The sequence below is a fragment of the Spiroplasma endosymbiont of Melieria omissa genome (genome assembly GCF_964031175.1).
Taxonomy (GTDB): domain Bacteria; phylum Bacillota_I; class Bacilli_A; order Mycoplasmatales; family VBWQ01; genus Spiroplasma_E; species Spiroplasma_E ixodetis_A.
Genome location: NZ_OZ035012.1, coordinates 640694 through 659218, shown reverse-complemented (window position 1 = coordinate 659218; position 18525 = coordinate 640694). Strand labels below are relative to the sequence as shown.

Genomic DNA, 18525 nt, shown 5'->3' with positions numbered 1-18525 from the left:
TAAAGTAAAAAACCTCTAATATTTAAAATAATATTTTAAATAAATAAGAGGAAGGTAATCTAAGATAAGATATATTCATATTTTATTTTTTTTCTGTTGATGATGTTTTTTCTGCTTGTAATGGATTAGTAATACTTACACCTTTGTATGTCTTGCATTTCATACAGGCATGATGTGGTTTAGTAATTGCTCCACAATTTAAACAGTTAGTTGTAGTTGTTGCAGATAAACTATCATGGGCACGACGTGTATTTTTACGCATTTTTGACGTTCTTCTTGCTGGTACTGCCATAGTCTGTTGCCTCCTTACTTTCGTATCTCATAAATTATATATTGATTTATCAGAAAAATCTATTTTTTTTTGATAAGTTTTTCAAATTTTTGGAAATAAAATACTAATAAATCAAATATTTTATTTATTGTTATAAATTAAAAAATATTTTAATTATTTTATAATCCTAAAATAAGTTATTTATAATCGTGTTACATATTTATATTGAAACGAATTATCTATATTTCAGTCTTTTATATCAATTTCTTTTTGAACTTCAGTTAATTCATTATGTAAGTAGTTAATTTCAGATTTTACTTGCTCAAACATTCTTTCATAAATTTCCAAAATAACATCTTTATTTATATTTTCTAATTGTTTTTCAATAGTAATTTCTTTCATAATAACATCAATTAATTGATTTTTTTGTTTTATTAGCAAATTTAATTTTGAAATTTCTTTATTTTCATTACTTATATTTTGTCATCTTTTTAATTTAAATTTTCTAAAAAAGTTTCTTCTTTTTTTAATATCTGAACTTTCTTTTTTGTATTGTTCTTGTTCAGTATTTGTCATTTAATATCTTCCTTTCAAAATAAAAACTCATTTATTTATATTAAAATAATGAGTTAAAAACTAATATTAAGTTTAGTAACATTTTATCATACTATGTTTTATTAAATATAATAAAGATAAATAATAACAGATTTCCACTTATCTTTTTTTATTTTTTGTTTTATAATATTCTTAACAAGAATAATACTTATTGGTTAGAATTGAGTAAAAAATGAATAATAATACTATACATTTAATATTAGATGAAACAAGTGCAATGCATTTACAACATGAGCAATATTTCATAATAGGTGGTTATCTTATTGATAATATAAACTATATAAGAAGTAAATATCAAAAAATTGAAAAAAACTTGAGAATTAATAATAAATATATAAGTGAATTAAAAGAAATTAAAGGTGTTAAGTTAAAAAATGAGCACTTAGTAAACTATATTTCATATATTTATAAAAATTCAAAAAGTTTTATACCAGTTTCAATTTTAATAGACAAAACTAAATTAAATAAGAAAAAATGAAATGAAAATGAAGCATTTAATTTTTTTGTTAAATATTTATTAAATTATTTAATAAAATTCAATATTATAGAAAAAAAATATAACAATCTAGTTATTCATATGGATAATAGAACAATTAGTACCAAATTTAAAAATTCTTTAGAAACTCATTTAAATCTAAATTTTTATAATTATAACATTAACTTTTCTGTTGAAATTAAAGATTCAAAAATATATCCAGAAATTAGAGGTGCAGACATTATTTGTTATGCTCTTTATAGAATATATAATCATTATAATAGTATAAAAACAAATGAATTGTGAAAGTTTTTAAATATGGAAAATATAAAATTACTAACATACCAATCTTTCTTTCCATATTCGTTATTAATAAATAATGAATTTATTAAAAAGATTAAAAGTCTTGAATTATTGAAACAAAGTGATAACATTATATTGTAAGACCTATTGCAAGTTGATAACAGTTTGAAATCTAACTGCGGTGTAAACGCAGAACCCATTAGGCAAATCCCTTTAATTAGGGATTTTTTATTGACAAAAATTATCTAAATAAATGAATCTGCTAACAATAAAGGATTATCAGTACTCTATTCATTTTATTTTTAAGTTTTCACCTTGATTATAACATTAAATTATTAATTTAATGTTATAATTAATAATAAATCAGTTTGGAGTTTTAAAAATATGCGTCAAGAAATGTTAGAATTTGAAACACAATTAAAAGGAAATTTAAAGTCAGAAATGAAATTATTTAATACTATATTTAAAAATATTTCTGACGAATTTAAGAAAAATATTGGTAAAGAACAATTCAATGAAAATTCAGTACAGTTATTAAAAAAATTATGAGATTCATTAAAAGGAAAATTTGACAATAAATAAAATATAATTTGTTTTAAAACTTTTAAAAATAAAATTTTAAAAGAAGTTGAAAATGATAAAATGTGAGTAACTTTAAAAATTCATAGGGATAAGTTTGAACATTCATGATCAGATTTTTTTTAGATAATATATTTAATAATATGAATAATAATTTCATACATTTCATTGTATATTTAATTGGATTAAATATATATTTATTAGATAATATTTGAAATATGAAAATAATATCTAATTAATGTGTAAACCACTATCAAATATTTTATTATAAATAAACTACTCTTTTATTTTTACAGAAAGATAAATTTATCTTAATTACTGAAGAAATTTATTAAATAAATAATTTGTGCAAAGATTTTGTATTATCTTACATTTTTTATTTATTATGCACATTACATAAATATTCCTTAATTAAAAATGAATTTATTTTTCTTTTTGTTTCTAATAATTTATTTAATGCTATTTTTTCTAAATGTGATGCTTTGTTATCAAGAGAAAAATGACTATTTACTTCATATTTTTGATACATTTCATTTATTTTATTATCAATTTGTTTTTCGTTTTTATCTTTTAGTGATAAACATTCTTTACAATTAGATGATTCTTTATTAGGATTTAATATTTCTTTTTCATATTCTTCTATACAGTTAATAAAAGTTTTTCAATGTTTTTTACTAACATAATAATAAATATAATCATGTCTTTGTTTATCAACTCTTCTTTTATAATCTTGGAATGGCAACACTTTTTAGGACTATTTTTTGGTAGACATTTGTTTTTGATAATTAACTGGAGTTAAGTAGTTTAAAGTGCTGTGGATTCTTATGTTGTTGTATCAATTGATGTAATCAAATAATTCTAATTTTAATTGGATTAATGATCTAAAATTTTTATCATTAATAAATTCAGTTTTGAAAGTTTTAAAAGTTGCTTCAGCAACAGCATTGTCATAAGGACAACCTTTTTTGCTTAAAGAGCGAGTAATATTGAATGCTAGTAAAAGTTTATCAATAATTTTATTATTAAATTCATTACCACAATCACTATGAAATATTTGAATATCTTTTAAACAGCGATTTGATTGCATAAATGCTTGATGTACTAATAAGGCATCTTTTCTAGTACCTACACTATGTCCAATAATTTCGCGGTTAAATAGGTCAATTAATAAGCAAATATAGTTTCATTTACCATTAACTTGAACATAAGTTAAATCACTGACAATAACTTCATTTTTAAGCCTATTATTAAAGTTTCTATTCACAAGATTAGTGATTTTTTCATCATTTACTTTGTTATTATGATTTTTGAATGATAATTTAGTGTATTTTGATATTAAATTATGCTTATTCATAATTTCTTTAATTTTTCGTCTTGATAAATAAATTTCTTGGTTTTCTAATATTACTTTTAATCTTCTTGTTCCATAAACACATTTATTTTCTTTAAAAGCACTAATAATAGCTTCATCATAAATATTATTTTGAATTTTATTTTCTTTTTTCTTTAAATTAAAATAATATGTTGATTTAGAAATTTTTAAAAAATGACACATTGTGCGAATTTTATATTTAAACTTATTGTTTGTAATAATTTCTATTTTCTGCCTATTATTAGTGCTTTTAAAGAAAATAAATGTGTTTATGGAACAAGAAGATTAAAAGTAATATTAGAAAACCAAGAAATTTATTTATCAAGACGAAAAATTAAAGAAATTATGAATAAGCATAATTTAATATCAAAATACACTAAATTATCATTCAAAAATCATAATAACAAAGTAAATGATGAAAAAATCACTAATCTTGTGAATAGAAACTTTAATAATAGGCTTAAAAATGAAGTTATTGTCAGTGATTTAACTTATGTTCAAGTTAATGGTAAATGAAACTATATTTGCTTATTAATTGACCTATTTAACCGCGAAATTATTGGACATAGTGTAGGTACTAGAAAAGATGCCTTATTAGTACATCAAGCATTTATGCAATCAAATCGCTGTTTAAAAGATATTCAAATATTTCATAGTGATTGTGGTAATGAATTTAATAATAAAATTATTGATAAACTTTTACTAGCATTCAATATTACTCGCTCTTTAAGCAAAAAAGGTTGTCCTTATGACAATGCTGTTGCTGAAGCAACTTTTAAAACTTTCAAAACTGAATTTATTAATGATAAAAATTTTAGATCATTAATCCAATTAAAATTAGAATTATTTGATTACATCAATTGATACAACAACATAAGAATCCACAGCACTTTAAACTACTTAACTCCAGTTAATTATCAAAAACAAATGTCTACCAAAAAATAGTCCTAAAAAGTGTTGCCATTCCAACCTAAAAAAAAATCATCAATATTACTGCTAAATGCCTTTAAATCAGATTCAACTTTGCGCATCGTATTACCATTAGTAAAAGCAACAGTATTATTTTTTAAATCAAGTGAATTACCAAAATAACGACCAACAAATGCTGCTAATGAACTTGTAGCATAACCACGAATAATAAACGTTTGTCCAGCAATTACATAATTTTGACCAATATGTAAATTATTTAGTTCAGCAAAATGTTTGTAAATTAAAATTTCATTATCTTGTAATGGTTTTTCTGTTAAACTTGGACCACCATCTTTGACAATAATTACTTTATTAACAATATATTCGGGTCCTGTTTCAATAAAAGCAAAATTTTTACTAGTAATTAATAAATCACGGACCATAACAGCATGTTGTCATTCAATATCTTTATATAACATTCCCATTGACATTATTTCATATAACTTAGCTTCATTTTTAATATCTATTTCACTATAGTTTCGATTAGCATATGGATACTCAATTTTTCCTTTAAAATTATCATTATAAAACTGTAAAGCAGTTTCACTAGTAATCATAAAATTTGTTGCATTTTCTGGATTTTTTTCTGGATGTAATGGATCATATAGATATTGATTTAGAATATTAGCATATTGTTCTATCGTTGCTTTATGAGTATCATAAGATGGATAATTAATAGGAATATTAATTTTAAAATCAATATATTTATGGCTAGTATCATTAAAAAGACTATCACCAATAGCAAAATATTCTTTACTCTTAGTAGCGACCCCTCCATAAAAAGTAAAATGATATATATCAGGTCTAGTAGCATCTGGTATTGTTAACTGAAAAGTAGCTTTTACCATCTTTTCTTTATCAATAGTATTATCTTTTTGATAATAATTAATATTATTTATTAAATAAGAACCAGCTTTATCTTTTTCATTATATTTTCCATCAAAATTAACATATTCCATTGGTGAAAAAAATGTATATTGGTTAAATTCATTATGAGCAATATCGTTAACATATTGTTCAAATAAATAATTATTAGAAAAATTTAATGATAAAAAGGCAATAATCATAATCATTACTAAAAAACCTAAACCAAACATTTGTAATAAATTGTTTTTTTTGTTCACGAATATAATTACGTAATAATTTAAACATGATTATCCCTTCTTATGATCACTTATTAATAAATTAGATTTTGACAGTTTTGCTAAAGCTGACTTTGCTGCTTCTTGCTCAGCTTTCTTTTTATTTGTTCCTACTCCTTTCCCCATTAGTATTTTATTATCTAAATACACATGAACAATAAAATAAGTAATATTATCTTTTTTAATTTGTTCCATAGTTTTATAATTAATAGGATCTCTTTTTTCTGCCTGTACTAATTCTTGTAATTTAGTTTTATAATCAATAATTGTTTCTAACTGATTAGTTTTAATTAATTCAAATAAAGTTAAATCTAAGATTTTTTTAACAGTACTATTTCCTAAATCAAGATATACTGCAGCAAGAAATGATTCAAAAACATCTGATAAAATACTTTCGCGTTGTTGCCCACCTGTATTTTTTTCACCATTTCCCAAAAATAAATAATCTTGTAATCCTAGAGCAATTGCCACTGCTGCCAATGTTTCTTGTCTAACTGCTTTACTACGTAAACTTGTTAATTGTCCCTCATCTTTATTTGGAAATAAGTGCCAAATGTAAGTTGAAATATTTTCCCCTAAAATCGAATCACCCAAAAATTCTAATCGCTCATATGAATAATCTAAATTATGTTCGTTTGAAAAAGAACGATGAGTAAACGCTTCACGATAATTACGATTAGATTTAATTTTTTCTAAAATACTCGATTTTAAAATATGTTCAATATTAATCATATTTTTCTCCTTAATACTTATTTATAAATTATAATTCTTGAATTTGTTTAGCAATTTTATTAGTAACATCTTGCTCAATAGCACGAATTAAAAGTTTTAAAGTACTATAATAAGATTTTTTATCACTAGATCCATGTGCTTTAAAAGCAATGCCATTAATACCTATTAATTGAGCACCACCTGTATTCTTATAATCAAAAGTCTTTTTAATATTTTTAAAAATACCAATTGACATTAAACCTAAAAATTTAGTTCATAAATTTTTTTTATAACCATTTTTAATTAATGTAAATAATAATGATGCCATGCCTTCAACTGATTTTAAAACAATATTACCTGAATAACCATCACAAATAATAATATCAACATCACCACTTAAAACATTTCGTGGTTCAATATTACCGTGAAAATTTAAAAAACTTAACTTTTCATTTTTTTGTGTTAATTGTTTTAGTTTAGCATATGTTGCTTTAGTTACTTCTGGACCTTTGCTTTCTTCAATACCAATATTTAATAAACCAATTTTAGGACGTGAAATATTTTGAATAGTTTGACAATAAATATGACCCATTAATGCAAAATTAATTAATTCATCAACAGTGTTTTCAATATTTGCTCCAACATCCAATAATACTACTTGTCGATCTTTTATTAAAGTAGGCATAATTGGCATGAATGCCGGACGTTTAATGCCTTTGATTTCACCTAATAAAAAATGACAAGCACCAAGATAGGCAGCAGTTGAACCCGAAGTTAGAATCCCATCTGCTTTTTTATTTTTAACTAACTGAATGGCTTGATTCATAGAAGAATCAGTCATTCTAATACCAGCGAGTGGACCATCATTCATAGTTATTACTTGGGTTGTTGCTAGTATTGTTATTCTTGATGATAATGGCTTATTTTTTAATAAAATCTGCAAGTTTCCATTAATTTGTTTTTCATCACCAACTAAACAAATTTCAACGTTTTTGAATTCTTTAATAACTTCTAACGCTGCAGCAATAGCGGGCAAACTACCATGGTCTGAACCCATTACATCAAAAGCAATTTTCATAGTTCCTCCTAAAAACAAAAAATAATTTAAGAAACCTTAAATAATATTATATTATTGATAGTTTAATTATACGTTAATTTTTTTAATTCCTTAAGATTAACAATCCAACTAATACTGCATTTATTTATTTTAAATATGAATATTTCATTATTTGCTAGTAAAAAGTTAAAAAACAATTTATCTCTGATTATTTTGATATTAATTTCTAAATAATTGTTTTTATTTACACCAGTTTTTTTTAAAGACCAAAACCCTTTTATTTATTTTATTAATAAAAAAAACTTTAAAAGCAAAAAACTAATATAAATATAAAAATATCTTATCATAACTTTACTAAAATCAAAAATAATCAAAGAATTAAAAAAATATTAAAACATTTAATAGTGTTTATTTTTATTTATAAAATAAAAACTATTAATTTGATTATTATTCATAAAAAATAAAAATAAAGTTAATTAAAAATAATTTTTATTGTATTTTATTTTAAAAACTTTAAAATTTAGTTACTTCTTATTATATATAGCTAACTAAAGTAATGTTTACTCATATCTTGAAAAACAAAATCAATCGCTTTTTTAATATTTGGTCAATAATTTGGTAATATTTTTCTTATATTATGTTTTATAGCAAATCAAAAATGTTCAATTGGATTTAAATTAGGAGAATATGGCGGAAGAAATAATAGTTTGCATCCAGCATTTTCAATTAATTGTTGTGTTAATTTAGATTTATGAAACGTTGCATTATCTAAGAACCTGTTTAGGATCTTTTTAATAGAATTTAACTAAAACAAGAAATAATCATTTATAAATAGGTACTTAACCAATAATTTATTTTCTTTTTCATTTTTTTGTTAAAAAGATTTTATCATTTGAAAACTTATCGACTAAAAATCTATTTTTTATTATAAAATAACCATTATAATATAAATTTTATTAAAAATTAATCAAAAAAGATCCTAAACAGGTTCTAAAACTATAATTTGTCCACGCTTTAATACTGGAATTAGTTTATTTTTAACATATGATTCAAAAATTTTACTATTGCAATGTCCTTCAAATGCTCATAAGGCTTTTAATTTACCTTTATTTAGTGAACCAATTATACTCATTCTCTTTATTTTATATGCGGGTTTATTATCAAATAATCTTTTACCTTTTTCAGATCAACCATATTTATAAAATTCATTATCATCAATTCCAGATTCATCAATATATACTAAATCTTCATTCATTATTTTAGCTATTTCTGGAATGGCAACACTTTTTAGGACTATTTTTTGGTAGACATTTGTTTTTGATAATTAACTGGAGTTAAGTAGTTTAAAGTGCTGTGGATTCTTATGTTGTTGTATCAATTGATGTAATCAAATAATTCTAATTTTAATTGGATTAATGATCTAAAATTTTTATCATTAATAAATTCAGTTTTGAAAGTTTTAAAAGTTGCTTCAGCAACAGCATTGTCATAAGGACAACCTTTTTTGCTTAAAGAGCGAGTAATATTGAATGCTAGTAAAAGTTTATCAATAATTTTATTATTAAATTCATTACCATAATCACTATGAAATATTTGAATATCTTTTAAACAGCGATTTGATTGCATAAATGCTTGATGTACTAATAAGGCATCTTTTCTAGTACCTACACTAGACTTACTGCATAACGTTTTTAAGTTTTAATGATAAATTATAAAATCCTGCAATTAAATTAAATCTTAAAAATATTCGTTTTCTACCTTTTCTAAATTTATAACCAATAATTTTAAAACATTTTAAAAATGCAAAAACATGTTCAATTTTTCTGCGAGTTTTATTAATAATCTTATTAAAAATTTTAATTTTACTTGTTTTAGGATTATTTTTACTAGTTTTAATGGGTAAAAATGTATTACTATGAATTTTTTGTAAACCTTGATAACCTTTATCTGCAAGAATTACAGTTTCTGACAAAAATTCTAACTTTGAATTTTTAAAAGTTTTAAAATCATGATTTTTACCAGTATCAGGAAAAATATTTAAAATTTCATTAGTATGTGCATTAATTATGGTTTGAAACTTAACAGTATGCATTCATTTTTTGCCAGAAAATCAATCTTTTTGATTATATTTTGGTCGTTCTGTTTCTACTTCTGTTACATCAATTATCAAAATTTTATTTTTGAATTCTTCTTTTTAAAAAAATATTTTTATTTGTTAAATTATTAAACTTATTATTATTTATTAAAATGTCTTCAATTGAACGAATATTTCGTAAAGCAGTAGTATCAACCATATCATACTCAGCACCAATACTATGATATAGCTAACTAAAGTAATATTTACTCATATCTTGAAAAACAAAATCAATCGCTTTTTTAATATTTGGTCAATAATTTGGTAATATTTTTCTTATATTATGTTTTATAGCAAATCAAAAATGTTCAATTGGATTTAAATTAGGAGAATATGGCGGAAGAAATAATAGTTTGCATCCAGCATTTTCAATTAATTGTTGTGTTAATTTAGATTTATGAAACGTTGCATTATCTAAAACTATAATTTGTCCACGCTTTAATACTGGAATTAGTTTATTTTTAACATATGATTCAAAAATTTTACTATTGCAATGTCCTTCAAATGCTCATAAGGCTTTTAATTTACCTTTATTTAGTGAACCAATTATACTCATTCTCTTTATTTTATATGCGGGTTTATTATCAAATAATCTTTTACCTTTTTCAGATCAACCATATTTATAAAATTCATTATCATCAATTCCAGATTCATCAATATATACTAAATCTTCATTCATTATTTTAGCTATTTCTTTTAAAAAATCTTCTTGTTTATTTTTATCTCTTTGTTCATATAGAAAAGTTTTTTTTATATGTATAATTTAGTTTTTTAAAATAGTTATAAACTGTTTCTTTAGTCATATTTCCAAATTTATCAATTACTTTTTGAACTGTAACATCTTTATTTTCTGCTAAATAATTTTTTAATTCATCTAAATCCTTTATTTTGTGGCTATGTCCTTTTTGATAATTCAAAATTGGTTTTATATGCCCAGTTTCTTTTTTTCTTTTTCTTCATAAAAATAAAGTCTTTCTAGTGATATTGAACACTTTACAAATTTCTTTAATTTTCATATTTTTACTTTCATAAGCTTCTATTACTTTTCTTCGTAAGTCTTCACTGTATGGTTTTGGCATAATTTAATCTTCCTAATCTATTTTAATTATTGCTGAATTGTACTTTTAAATTCAAAAACTGTTTAAATTACATATTATTATTTTACATTATTTATGAGTAAATATTACTTTAGTTAGCTATAATAAATATGAAGTTACAAAATCTCATGATCTACTTGAATTAAAATTAAAAAAATGAGAAACATGATTATTTTTTTTCTTAGAACCTGTTTAGAATCTTTTCGAAAATAATGTAAAATGATTATATATTTTAAAATCAGAGGTATATATTATGCATAAAAATTATCCAAGTCATGTCACCAAAGAACAATTTGAGAACATAAAATCAATTTTAGAAAATAGCAAAAAGAAAACAAAACCAAGAAGTTTAGATTTATATGAAGTATTTTGTGCAATTTTATATGTATTAAAAAGTGGTTGTCAATGAAGAATGCTACCAAAAAATTTTCCAAAATGACAAACTGTATATTATTATTTTCAAATTTGAAGTAAAAATAACGGTAAAGAAGCTAGTGTATGGCAATTAATTTTAAAAAAAATTGGTTAAAAAAGTTCGTATCAACAATAATCGCAAAGAACAAACTAGTTTTTGTATAATTGATTCGCAAAGTGTTAAAAATACAGATACTACTGAAAATAAAGGTTATGATGCTGGTAAAAAGATTTCAGGAATAAAGCGTCATATTATTGTTGATTCTCAAGGTTTACCACATGCAATTTACATAACCACAGCAGAAAAAACAGATCGTAATAGCGCTATAATAATGATTGAAAATGAAAAAGAAAATCTTTCTGCAGTTCAAAAAATAATAGTAGATGCTGGTTATACTGGTGAAAAATTTGCTTCTGAAATCAAAACAATCATAAATGCAAATGTTGAAATTATAAAACGCAATGAACTACATACTTTTGTAGTATTACCAAAAAGATGAATTGTAGAACGAAGCTTTGCTTGATTAGAAAAATACAGAAGATTATGAAAAAATTGTGAAAGAAAACTAAATACTAGTTTACAAATGGTTGTTCTTTCCTTTATTTCAGTTTTATTAAAAAGATTCTAAACAGGTTCTTAGCAACAGGTTCTCAAATGATTTCTCTTTCTATTTCAAATTTTTATAAAATCTTTAGTTTTGAAACTTTAATAAAAAAAATTAGATATTTTCATAAACCAAACATAAGTTTACTAGAAGAAAAATTAATAGAATTAGAAAATAATAGTAATATTCCAATTTTTAATAAATCAGAAGTAATAAAAATGCAAGACAGTATAAATGAAGTAAATAAGGCTTATAAAGTAATATATTCAAATACAAAAAATAGATCCAAAGTTAATAAATAGCACTGATTATGATTCAGATCAATTTCTATTATCAAACAAAAAAATGATTTTATTTGCTTAATTCATAATATAACTTAAAAATATATTTTTTTTAAAAAAATATTTATACTAATTTATGGATATTTTTAAAAAAAAGATAAAAATAATCCAAAATTTAACATTAGAAAAGAGGATCTTTTTATTATGGATAAAGATAAGGAAATTGAAAAGTTAAGAAAACAAGATGCAGAAAATAAAAAACAATTTGAAGAAGAAAGATTAAAAAAAAGAATTGAAGAAGCTGAAAAAGAAAGAAAAAGAATTGCAGAAGAAAAAAAACAATATAAAAAAAATAAAAATTTATAGACATAATACATTTTTATTATACTTACAATATAAAAAATATTTTTTTTAATTTTAATTAATATATTAATTTTATAAAAAAATATTAAGTATAATAAATTTATGAAATATTTAGGCATTGATTTAGGTAGTAAAACATTAGGACTTGCTCGCGGTGAAGGAAAAATTGCTTTTTCTTGAAAAACTATTCGTTTCCCAGAGCATGATTTTAATAATGCTATTATCCAACTCCAAAATGCTATTAAAGAATATGATGCTGATATTCTTGTTTTTGGTTACCCTTTAAACATGGATAGCACAGTCGGCCTCAGCGCAAAAATTGTTTTAAATTTTATTGATAAATTTAAATTAACACAAAATAATGATAAACTAAATATTGTTTTACAAGATGAAAGAAGAACTACCTATTCTTCGCAGCAAATACTAATTAAATCTAATGTTTCTTCAAATAAAAGAAAACAAGTTAAAGATCAATTGGCTGCTGCTATTATTTTACAATCATACTTTGATAAAATAACTCAATCTTAGAACCTGTTTAGGATCTTTTTAATAGAATTTAACTAAAACAAGAAATAATCATTTATAAATAGGTACTTAACCAATAATTTATTTTCTTTTTCATTTTTTTGTTAAAAAGATTTTATCATTTGAAAACTTATCGACTAAAAATCTATTTTTTATTATAAAATAACCATTATAATATAAATTTTATTAAAAATTAATCAAAAAAGATCCTAAACAGGTTCTTAAATTTTAGGAGATAAATGTGAAATATAAAAAAATTAATTTAATCGCTATCGCTGGCGGCAGTGCTTCAGGAAAAACAACAGTAGCAGAAAAAATTGCTGAAGCTTGTAATAAAAAAAATGTCATTTTTGTACAAATGGATAATTATTATCATGACCTTAGTAATTTAAAAGTTGAAGAAAGAAAAAAAACTAATTTTGATCACCCTAATGCTATTGATATGAAATTATTAATTCATGATTTAGAACAATTATTACTTGGCAATGCTATTGAAGAGCCTATTTATGATTTTAAAATCAATAGTCGCAGTAAAAACACTGAGATTATTGGTCCGGGTGATGTTATCATTCTGGATGGTATTTTTGCTTTAGAAAATCCTATTATTCGTGAATTATCTACTATCAAAATTTTTGTTGATACTGATAGTGATACTAGACTACTAAGAAGAATTAAACGAGATGTTAGTTTTAGAAATCGTACTCTTGACAGTGTTTTACAACAATATGCATTAACTGTTAAACCTATGCATGATGCTTTTGTTGAACCAACTAAACGTTATGCTGATATTATTATTCCTTTTGATTTTCATAATACTGTAGCTATTGATATTATTGCTACTAAAATTAAAGCAATTATTAAATAATTGCTTTAAGCTTTAATTTTTAGAATAACAATAAAATGCATCTTAAAGATGCATTTTAAATTGTTTTTTATTGTTTTTTATAAGTTAACAAAGAAGATTATCAACTTAAATAATCAATTTTGTCTTCATTTAGAAGAGATAAAATATTAAATTTGGATGGGTTACACTTTATTGGACACTAATTACGTAGACAAGTGAACAAATTAGTTGAAAGAAAGGAACTATAATTATGGCCAATATTAATTCATATACCGATGAATTTAAAAAACAAATAGTAGCTTTATATCAAAGCGGCAAATCAGTATCTTACCTTGCTAAAGAATATAATGTTACAAGAGCAGCTACTTATAATTGAATTAAGCAATTTACTAATTCAGGTAGTTTTAAAGCTAAAGATAATCGTTCTGTTGAAGAAAATGAATTAATTAAATTAAGAAAAGAATTAAAACAATTACGAATGGAAAATGATATTTTAAAGCAAGCAGCACTAAATAATAGGCAGAAAATAGAAATTATTACAAACAATAAGTTTAAATATAAAATTCGCACAATGTGTCATTTTTTAAAAATTTCTAAATCAACATATTATTTTAATTTAAAGAAAAAAGAAAATAAAATTCAAAATAATATTTATGATGAAGCTATTATTAGTGCTTTTAAAGAAAATAAATGTGTTTATGGAACAAGAAGATTAAAAGTAATATTAGAAAACCAAGAAATTTATTTATCAAGACGAAAAATTAAAGAAATTATGAATAAGCATAATTTAATATCAAAATACACTAAATTATCATTCAAAAATCATAATAACAAAGTAAATGATGAAAAAATCACTAATCTTGTGAATAGAAACTTTAATAATAGGCTTAAAAATGAAGTTATTGTCAGTGATTTAACTTATGTTCAAGTTAATTGTAAATGAAACTATATTTGCTTATTAATTGACCTATTTAACCGCGAAATTATTGGACATAGTGTAGTACTAGAAAAGATGCCTTATTAGTACATCAAGCATTTATGCAATCAAATCGCTGTTTAAAAGATATTCAAATATTTCATAGTGATTGTGGTAATGAATTTAATAATAAAATTATTGATAAACTTTTACTAGCATTCAATAGACTTACTGCATAACGTTTTTAAGTTTTAATGATAAATTATAAAATCCTGCAATTAAATTAAATCTTAAAAATATTCGTTTTCTAGCTTTTCTAAATTTATAACCAATAATTTTAAAACATTTTAAAAATGCAAAAACATGTTCAATTTTTCTGCGAGTTTTATTAATAATCTTATTAAAAATTTTAATTTTACTTGTTTTAGGATTATTTTTACTAGTTTTAATGGGTAAAAATGTATTACTATGAATTTTTTGTAAACCTTGATAACCTTTATCTGCAAGAATTACAGTTTCTGACAAAAATTCTAACTTTGAATTTTTAAAAGTTTTAAAATCATGATTTTTACCAGTATCAGGAAAAATATTTAAAATTTCATTAGTATGTGCATTAATTATGGTTTGAAACTTAACAGTATGCATTCATTTTTTGCCAGAAAATCAATCTTTTTGATTATATTTTGGTCGTTCTGTTTCTACTTCTGTTACATCAATTATCAAAATTTTATTTTTGAATTCTTCTTTTTAAAAAAATATTTTTATTTGTTAAATTATTAAACTTATTATTATTTATTAAAATGTCTTCAATTGAACGAATATTTCGTAAAGCAGTAGTATCAACCATATCATACTCAGCACCAATACTATGATATAGCTAACTAAAGTAATGTTTACTCATATCTTCAAAAACAAAATCAATCGCTTTTTTAATATTTGGTCAATAATTTGGTAATATTTTTCTTATATTATGTTTTATAGCAAATCAAAAATGTTCAATTGGATTTAAATTAGGAGAATATGGCGGAAGAAATAATAGTTTGCATCCAGCATTTTCAATTAATTGTTGTGTTAATTTAGATTTATGAAACGTTGCATTATCTAAAACTATAATTTGTCCACGCTTTAATACTGGAATTAGTTTATTTTTAACATATGATTCAAAAATTTTACTATTGCAATGTCCTTCAAATGCTCATAAGGCTTTTAATTTACCTTTATTTAGTGAACCAATTATACTCATTCTCTTTATTTTATATGCGGGTTTATTATCAAATAATCTTTTACCTTTTTCAGATCAACCATATTTATAAAATTCATTATCATCAATTCCAGATTCATCAATATATACTAAATCTTCATTCATTATTTTAGCTATTTCTTTTAAAAAATCTTCTTGTTTATTTTTATCTCTTTGTTCATATAGAAAAGTTTTTTTTATATGTATAATTTAGTTTTTTAAAATAGTTATAAACTGTTTCTTTAGTCATATTTCCAAATTTATCAATTACTTTTTGAACTGTAACATCTTTATTTTCTGCTAAATAATTTTTTAATTCATCTAAATCCTTTATTTTGTGGCTATGTCCTTTTTGATAATTCAAAATTGGTTTTATATGCCCAGTTTCTTTTTTTCTTTTTTTTCATAAAAATAAAGTCTTTCTAGTGATATTGAACACTTTACAAATTTCTTTAATTTTCATATTTTTATTTTCATAAGCTTCTATTACTTTTCTTCGTAAGTCTTCACTGTATGGTTTTGGCATAATTTAATCTTCCTAATCTATTTTAATTATTGCTGAATTGTACTTTTAAATTCAAAAACTGTTTAAATTACATATTATTATTTTACATTATTTATGAGTAAATATTACTTTAGTTAGCTATATATGGACAAAAACTTAATATTAATGAACCATTTTTGTTTAAGTTAGTTTCAATTATTAGACTTACTGCATAACGTTTTTAAGTTTTAATGATAAATTATAAAATCCTGCAATTAAATTAAATCTTAAAAATATTCGTTTTCTACCTTTTCTAAATTTATAACCAATAATTTTAAAACATTTTAAAAATGCAAAAACATGTTCAATTTTTCTGCGAGTTTTATTAATAATCTTATTAAAAATTTTAATTTTACTTGTTTTAGGATTATTTTTACTAGTTTTAATGGGTAAAAATGTATTACTATGAATTTTTTGTAAACCTTGATAACCTTTATCTGCAAGAATTACAGTTTCTGACAAAAATTCTAACTTTGAATTTTTAAAAGTTTTAAAATCATGATTTTTACCAGTATCAGGAAAAATATTTAAAATTTCATTAGTATGTGCATTAATTATGGTTTGAAACTTAACAGTATGCATTCATTTTTTGCCAGAAAATCAATCTTTTTGATTATATTTTGGTCGTTCTGTTTCTACTTCTGTTACATCAATTATCAAAATTTTATTTTTGAATTCTTCTTTTTAAAAAAATATTTTTATTTGTTAAATTATTAAACTTATTATTATTTATTAAAATGTCTTCAATTGAACGAATATTTCGTAAAGCAGTAGTATCAACCATATCATACTCAGCACCAATACTATGATATGTACGATTTTCATATAAATATCTTAAAGTCATTACTAGTCTATCTTCTATTGACATTTTATATGGCCTTCCACCAGTGGTATTTTTTAGATTTTGATGATCTAATAAAATATTTAAAATTTCATTAAAAACTAGTTTATTAATACCAACTATTTTACGAAAATATTGATCCGGTTTATCTTTTAATTCAAAATATGTCATAAAATTTATCCTTAACTATTCAAATTTTATTTTAATAATAACAAAAAAATGAAAAGTTAACTAGTTATGCAGTAAGTCTATTAGATAAAAAACAAAATAAATTAATTGCTGGTACTAATATAAATATTGATGAAAATATAGCTAACTAAAGTAATATTTACTCATATCTTCAAAAACAAAATCAATCGCTTTTTTAATATTTGGTCAATAATTTGGTAATATTTTTCTTATATTATGTTTTATAGCAAATCAAAAATGTTCAATTGGATTTAAATTAGGAGAATATGGCGGAAGAAATAATAGTTTGCATCCAGCATTTTCAATTAATTGTTGTGTTAATTTAGATTTATGAAACGTTGCATTATCTAAAACTATAATTTGTCCACGCTTTAATACTGGAATTAGTTTATTTTTAACATATGATTCAAAAATTTTACTATTGCAATGTCCTTCAAATGCTCATAAGGCTTTTAATTTACCTTTATTTAGTGAACCAATTATACTCATTCTCTTTATTTTATATGCGGGTTTATTATCAAATAATCTTTTACCTTTTTCAGATCAACCATATTTATAAAATTCATTATCATCAATTCCAGATTCATCAATATATACTAAATCTTCATTCATTATTTTAGCTATTTCTTTTAAAAAATCTTCTTGTTTATTTTTATCTCTTTGTTCATATAGAAAAGTTTTTTTTATATGTATAATTTAGTTTTTTAAAATAGTTATAAACTGTTTCTTTAGTCATATTTCCAAATTTATCAATTACTTTTTGAACTGTAACATCTTTATTTTCTGCTAAATAATTTTTTAATTCATCTAAATCCTTTATTTTGTGGCTATGTCCTTTTTGATAATTCAAAATTGGTTTTATATGCCCAGTTTCTTTTTTTCTTTTTCTTCATAAAAATAAAGTCTTTCTAGTGATATTGAACACTTTACAAATTTCTTTAATTTTCATATTTTTACTTTCATAAGCTTCTATTACTTTTCTTCGTAAGTCTTCACTGTATGGTTTTGACATAATTTAATCTTCCTAATCTATTTTAA

The 18525-nt window shown here is 22.2% G+C and carries 28 protein-coding genes; 8 read left to right on the top strand and 20 right to left on the bottom strand.

What is annotated here, in order from left to right; all coding sequences use genetic code 4:
- Positions 1 to 82 precede the first annotated feature (82 nt).
- Positions 83 to 292: a 50S ribosomal protein L32 gene (gene rpmF, locus ACQH26_RS04420; RefSeq protein ID WP_281747878.1), complete on the bottom strand. Its 210-nt coding sequence runs from the start codon at positions 290 to 292 to the stop codon at positions 83 to 85.
- A 180-nt stretch (positions 293 to 472) separates the two neighbouring features.
- Positions 473 to 847, bottom strand: coding sequence for a hypothetical protein (locus ACQH26_RS04415; protein ID WP_425382954.1), 375 nt, complete (start codon positions 845 to 847; stop codon positions 473 to 475).
- Positions 848 to 1058: 211 nt separating this feature from the next.
- Here ACQH26_RS04415 and ACQH26_RS04410 point away from each other — a divergent pair, with 211 nt between their 5' ends.
- Both ACQH26_RS04410 and ACQH26_RS04405 read left to right on the top strand, forming a co-directional pair.
- Positions 1059 to 1805: a DUF3800 domain-containing protein gene (locus ACQH26_RS04410; protein WP_425382953.1), complete on the top strand. Its 747-nt coding sequence runs from the start codon at positions 1059 to 1061 to the stop codon at positions 1803 to 1805.
- Between the two features lie 243 nt (positions 1806 to 2048).
- A complete protein-coding gene (locus ACQH26_RS04405) occupies positions 2049 to 2246 on the top strand; it encodes a hypothetical protein (protein WP_425382952.1) in 198 nt (65 codons plus the stop codon).
- A 373-nt stretch (positions 2247 to 2619) separates the two neighbouring features.
- Here ACQH26_RS04405 and ACQH26_RS04400 read toward each other — a convergent pair whose 3' ends face one another.
- Together ACQH26_RS04400 and ACQH26_RS04395 are read right to left on the bottom strand one after the other, a co-directional pair.
- Complete coding sequence (locus ACQH26_RS04400; protein ID WP_425382951.1) at positions 2620 to 2988, bottom strand: hypothetical protein; 369 nt, start codon at positions 2986 to 2988, stop codon at positions 2620 to 2622.
- Between the two features lie 9 nt (positions 2989 to 2997).
- Positions 2998 to 3798 (bottom strand): IS3 family transposase, encoded by an 801-nt coding sequence (locus ACQH26_RS04395; RefSeq protein ID WP_425382950.1) that lies wholly within the window; start codon positions 3796 to 3798, stop codon positions 2998 to 3000.
- Between ACQH26_RS04395 and ACQH26_RS04390 the strand changes: the two genes are divergently transcribed.
- Positions 3790 to 4560 carry an IS3 family transposase gene (locus tag ACQH26_RS04390; protein ID WP_425382949.1) on the top strand — a complete coding sequence of 257 codons (771 nt, stop codon included), beginning with the start codon at positions 3790 to 3792 and terminating at the stop codon, positions 4558 to 4560. The genes ACQH26_RS04395 and ACQH26_RS04390 overlap by 9 nt on opposite strands.
- A gap of 2 nt (positions 4561 to 4562) precedes the next feature.
- Here the strand turns inward: ACQH26_RS04390 and ACQH26_RS04385 are convergent, their stop codons facing one another.
- The 9 genes from ACQH26_RS04385 to ACQH26_RS04345 all read right to left on the bottom strand — a co-directional run bounded on the left by ACQH26_RS04385 (position 4563) and on the right by ACQH26_RS04345 (position 10707).
- Complete coding sequence (locus tag ACQH26_RS04385; protein WP_425382948.1) at positions 4563 to 5708, bottom strand: hypothetical protein; 1146 nt, start codon at positions 5706 to 5708, stop codon at positions 4563 to 4565.
- Between the two features lie 30 nt (positions 5709 to 5738).
- Positions 5739 to 6458 carry a ribonuclease III gene (gene rnc / locus ACQH26_RS04380; RefSeq protein ID WP_425382947.1) on the bottom strand — a complete coding sequence of 240 codons (720 nt, stop codon included), beginning with the start codon at positions 6456 to 6458 and terminating at the stop codon, positions 5739 to 5741.
- 28 nt (positions 6459 to 6486) lie between these two features.
- Complete coding sequence (plsX, locus tag ACQH26_RS04375) at positions 6487 to 7515, bottom strand: phosphate acyltransferase PlsX (RefSeq protein WP_174481261.1); 1029 nt, start codon at positions 7513 to 7515, stop codon at positions 6487 to 6489.
- A gap of 523 nt (positions 7516 to 8038) precedes the next feature.
- Complete coding sequence (locus tag ACQH26_RS04370) at positions 8039 to 8266, bottom strand: transposase (protein ID WP_425383081.1); 228 nt, start codon at positions 8264 to 8266, stop codon at positions 8039 to 8041.
- Positions 8267 to 8473: 207 nt separating this feature from the next.
- Positions 8474 to 8749, bottom strand: a complete 276-nt coding sequence (locus ACQH26_RS04365; RefSeq protein ID WP_425382946.1) for a transposase — start codon at positions 8747 to 8749, stop codon at positions 8474 to 8476.
- A gap of 38 nt (positions 8750 to 8787) precedes the next feature.
- A complete protein-coding gene (locus tag ACQH26_RS04360) occupies positions 8788 to 9120 on the bottom strand; it encodes an IS3 family transposase (RefSeq protein ID WP_425382945.1) in 333 nt (110 codons plus the stop codon).
- A gap of 49 nt (positions 9121 to 9169) precedes the next feature.
- Complete coding sequence (locus ACQH26_RS04355; RefSeq protein WP_425381872.1) at positions 9170 to 9664, bottom strand: transposase family protein; 495 nt, start codon at positions 9662 to 9664, stop codon at positions 9170 to 9172.
- A 154-nt stretch (positions 9665 to 9818) separates the two neighbouring features.
- The gene (locus ACQH26_RS04350; RefSeq protein WP_425382099.1) at positions 9819 to 10307 is read right to left on the bottom strand and encodes an IS630 family transposase; all 489 of its coding nucleotides are present in this window, start codon (positions 10305 to 10307) and stop codon (positions 9819 to 9821) included.
- A gap of 40 nt (positions 10308 to 10347) precedes the next feature.
- Positions 10348 to 10707, bottom strand: a complete 360-nt coding sequence (locus tag ACQH26_RS04345; RefSeq protein WP_425381863.1) for a helix-turn-helix domain-containing protein — start codon at positions 10705 to 10707, stop codon at positions 10348 to 10350.
- A gap of 271 nt (positions 10708 to 10978) precedes the next feature.
- On the opposite strand from ACQH26_RS04345, the gene ACQH26_RS04340 reads away from it, so the two are divergent.
- The 5 genes from ACQH26_RS04340 to ACQH26_RS04320 all read left to right on the top strand — a co-directional run bounded on the left by ACQH26_RS04340 (position 10979) and on the right by ACQH26_RS04320 (position 14781).
- Positions 10979 to 11768 (top strand): IS5 family transposase gene (locus ACQH26_RS04340; protein WP_425382012.1). Its coding sequence is split into 2 segments (ribosomal slippage): positions 10979 to 11239 and positions 11241 to 11768, totalling 789 coding nucleotides; the frame shifts between segments, so codons are not numbered across the junction.
- 461 nt (positions 11769 to 12229) lie between these two features.
- Positions 12230 to 12391: a hypothetical protein gene (locus tag ACQH26_RS04335; RefSeq protein ID WP_425382944.1), complete on the top strand. Its 162-nt coding sequence runs from the start codon at positions 12230 to 12232 to the stop codon at positions 12389 to 12391.
- Positions 12392 to 12490: 99 nt separating this feature from the next.
- Entirely contained in the window at positions 12491 to 12916 is a 426-nt protein-coding gene (ruvX, locus tag ACQH26_RS04330) for a Holliday junction resolvase RuvX (RefSeq protein ID WP_425382943.1), read from the top strand.
- A gap of 238 nt (positions 12917 to 13154) precedes the next feature.
- A complete protein-coding gene (gene udk / locus ACQH26_RS04325; RefSeq protein WP_174481256.1) occupies positions 13155 to 13778 on the top strand; it encodes a uridine kinase in 624 nt (207 codons plus the stop codon).
- Between the two features lie 229 nt (positions 13779 to 14007).
- The gene (locus tag ACQH26_RS04320) at positions 14008 to 14781 is read left to right on the top strand and encodes an IS3 family transposase (RefSeq protein WP_425382942.1); all 774 of its coding nucleotides are present in this window, start codon (positions 14008 to 14010) and stop codon (positions 14779 to 14781) included.
- 120 nt (positions 14782 to 14901) lie between these two features.
- Here the strand turns inward: ACQH26_RS04320 and ACQH26_RS04315 are convergent, their stop codons facing one another.
- From ACQH26_RS04315 to ACQH26_RS04285, 7 genes are all read right to left on the bottom strand, one after another.
- Complete coding sequence (locus ACQH26_RS04315; protein ID WP_425381977.1) at positions 14902 to 15396, bottom strand: transposase family protein; 495 nt, start codon at positions 15394 to 15396, stop codon at positions 14902 to 14904.
- A 154-nt stretch (positions 15397 to 15550) separates the two neighbouring features.
- Positions 15551 to 16039 carry an IS630 family transposase gene (locus tag ACQH26_RS04310; RefSeq protein ID WP_425382141.1) on the bottom strand — a complete coding sequence of 163 codons (489 nt, stop codon included), beginning with the start codon at positions 16037 to 16039 and terminating at the stop codon, positions 15551 to 15553.
- Between the two features lie 40 nt (positions 16040 to 16079).
- Positions 16080 to 16439 (bottom strand): helix-turn-helix domain-containing protein, encoded by a 360-nt coding sequence (locus ACQH26_RS04305; RefSeq protein ID WP_425381978.1) that lies wholly within the window; start codon positions 16437 to 16439, stop codon positions 16080 to 16082.
- Positions 16440 to 16622: 183 nt separating this feature from the next.
- Positions 16623 to 17117 carry a transposase family protein gene (locus tag ACQH26_RS04300; protein WP_425381872.1) on the bottom strand — a complete coding sequence of 165 codons (495 nt, stop codon included), beginning with the start codon at positions 17115 to 17117 and terminating at the stop codon, positions 16623 to 16625.
- 4 nt (positions 17118 to 17121) lie between these two features.
- Positions 17122 to 17469 (bottom strand): transposase family protein, encoded by a 348-nt coding sequence (locus ACQH26_RS04295; protein WP_425381897.1) that lies wholly within the window; start codon positions 17467 to 17469, stop codon positions 17122 to 17124.
- Positions 17470 to 17610: 141 nt separating this feature from the next.
- A complete protein-coding gene (locus ACQH26_RS04290) occupies positions 17611 to 18099 on the bottom strand; it encodes an IS630 family transposase (protein WP_425382374.1) in 489 nt (162 codons plus the stop codon).
- Positions 18100 to 18139: 40 nt separating this feature from the next.
- Positions 18140 to 18499, bottom strand: a complete 360-nt coding sequence (locus tag ACQH26_RS04285) for a helix-turn-helix domain-containing protein (RefSeq protein WP_425382360.1) — start codon at positions 18497 to 18499, stop codon at positions 18140 to 18142.
- Positions 18500 to 18525 lie beyond the last annotated feature (26 nt).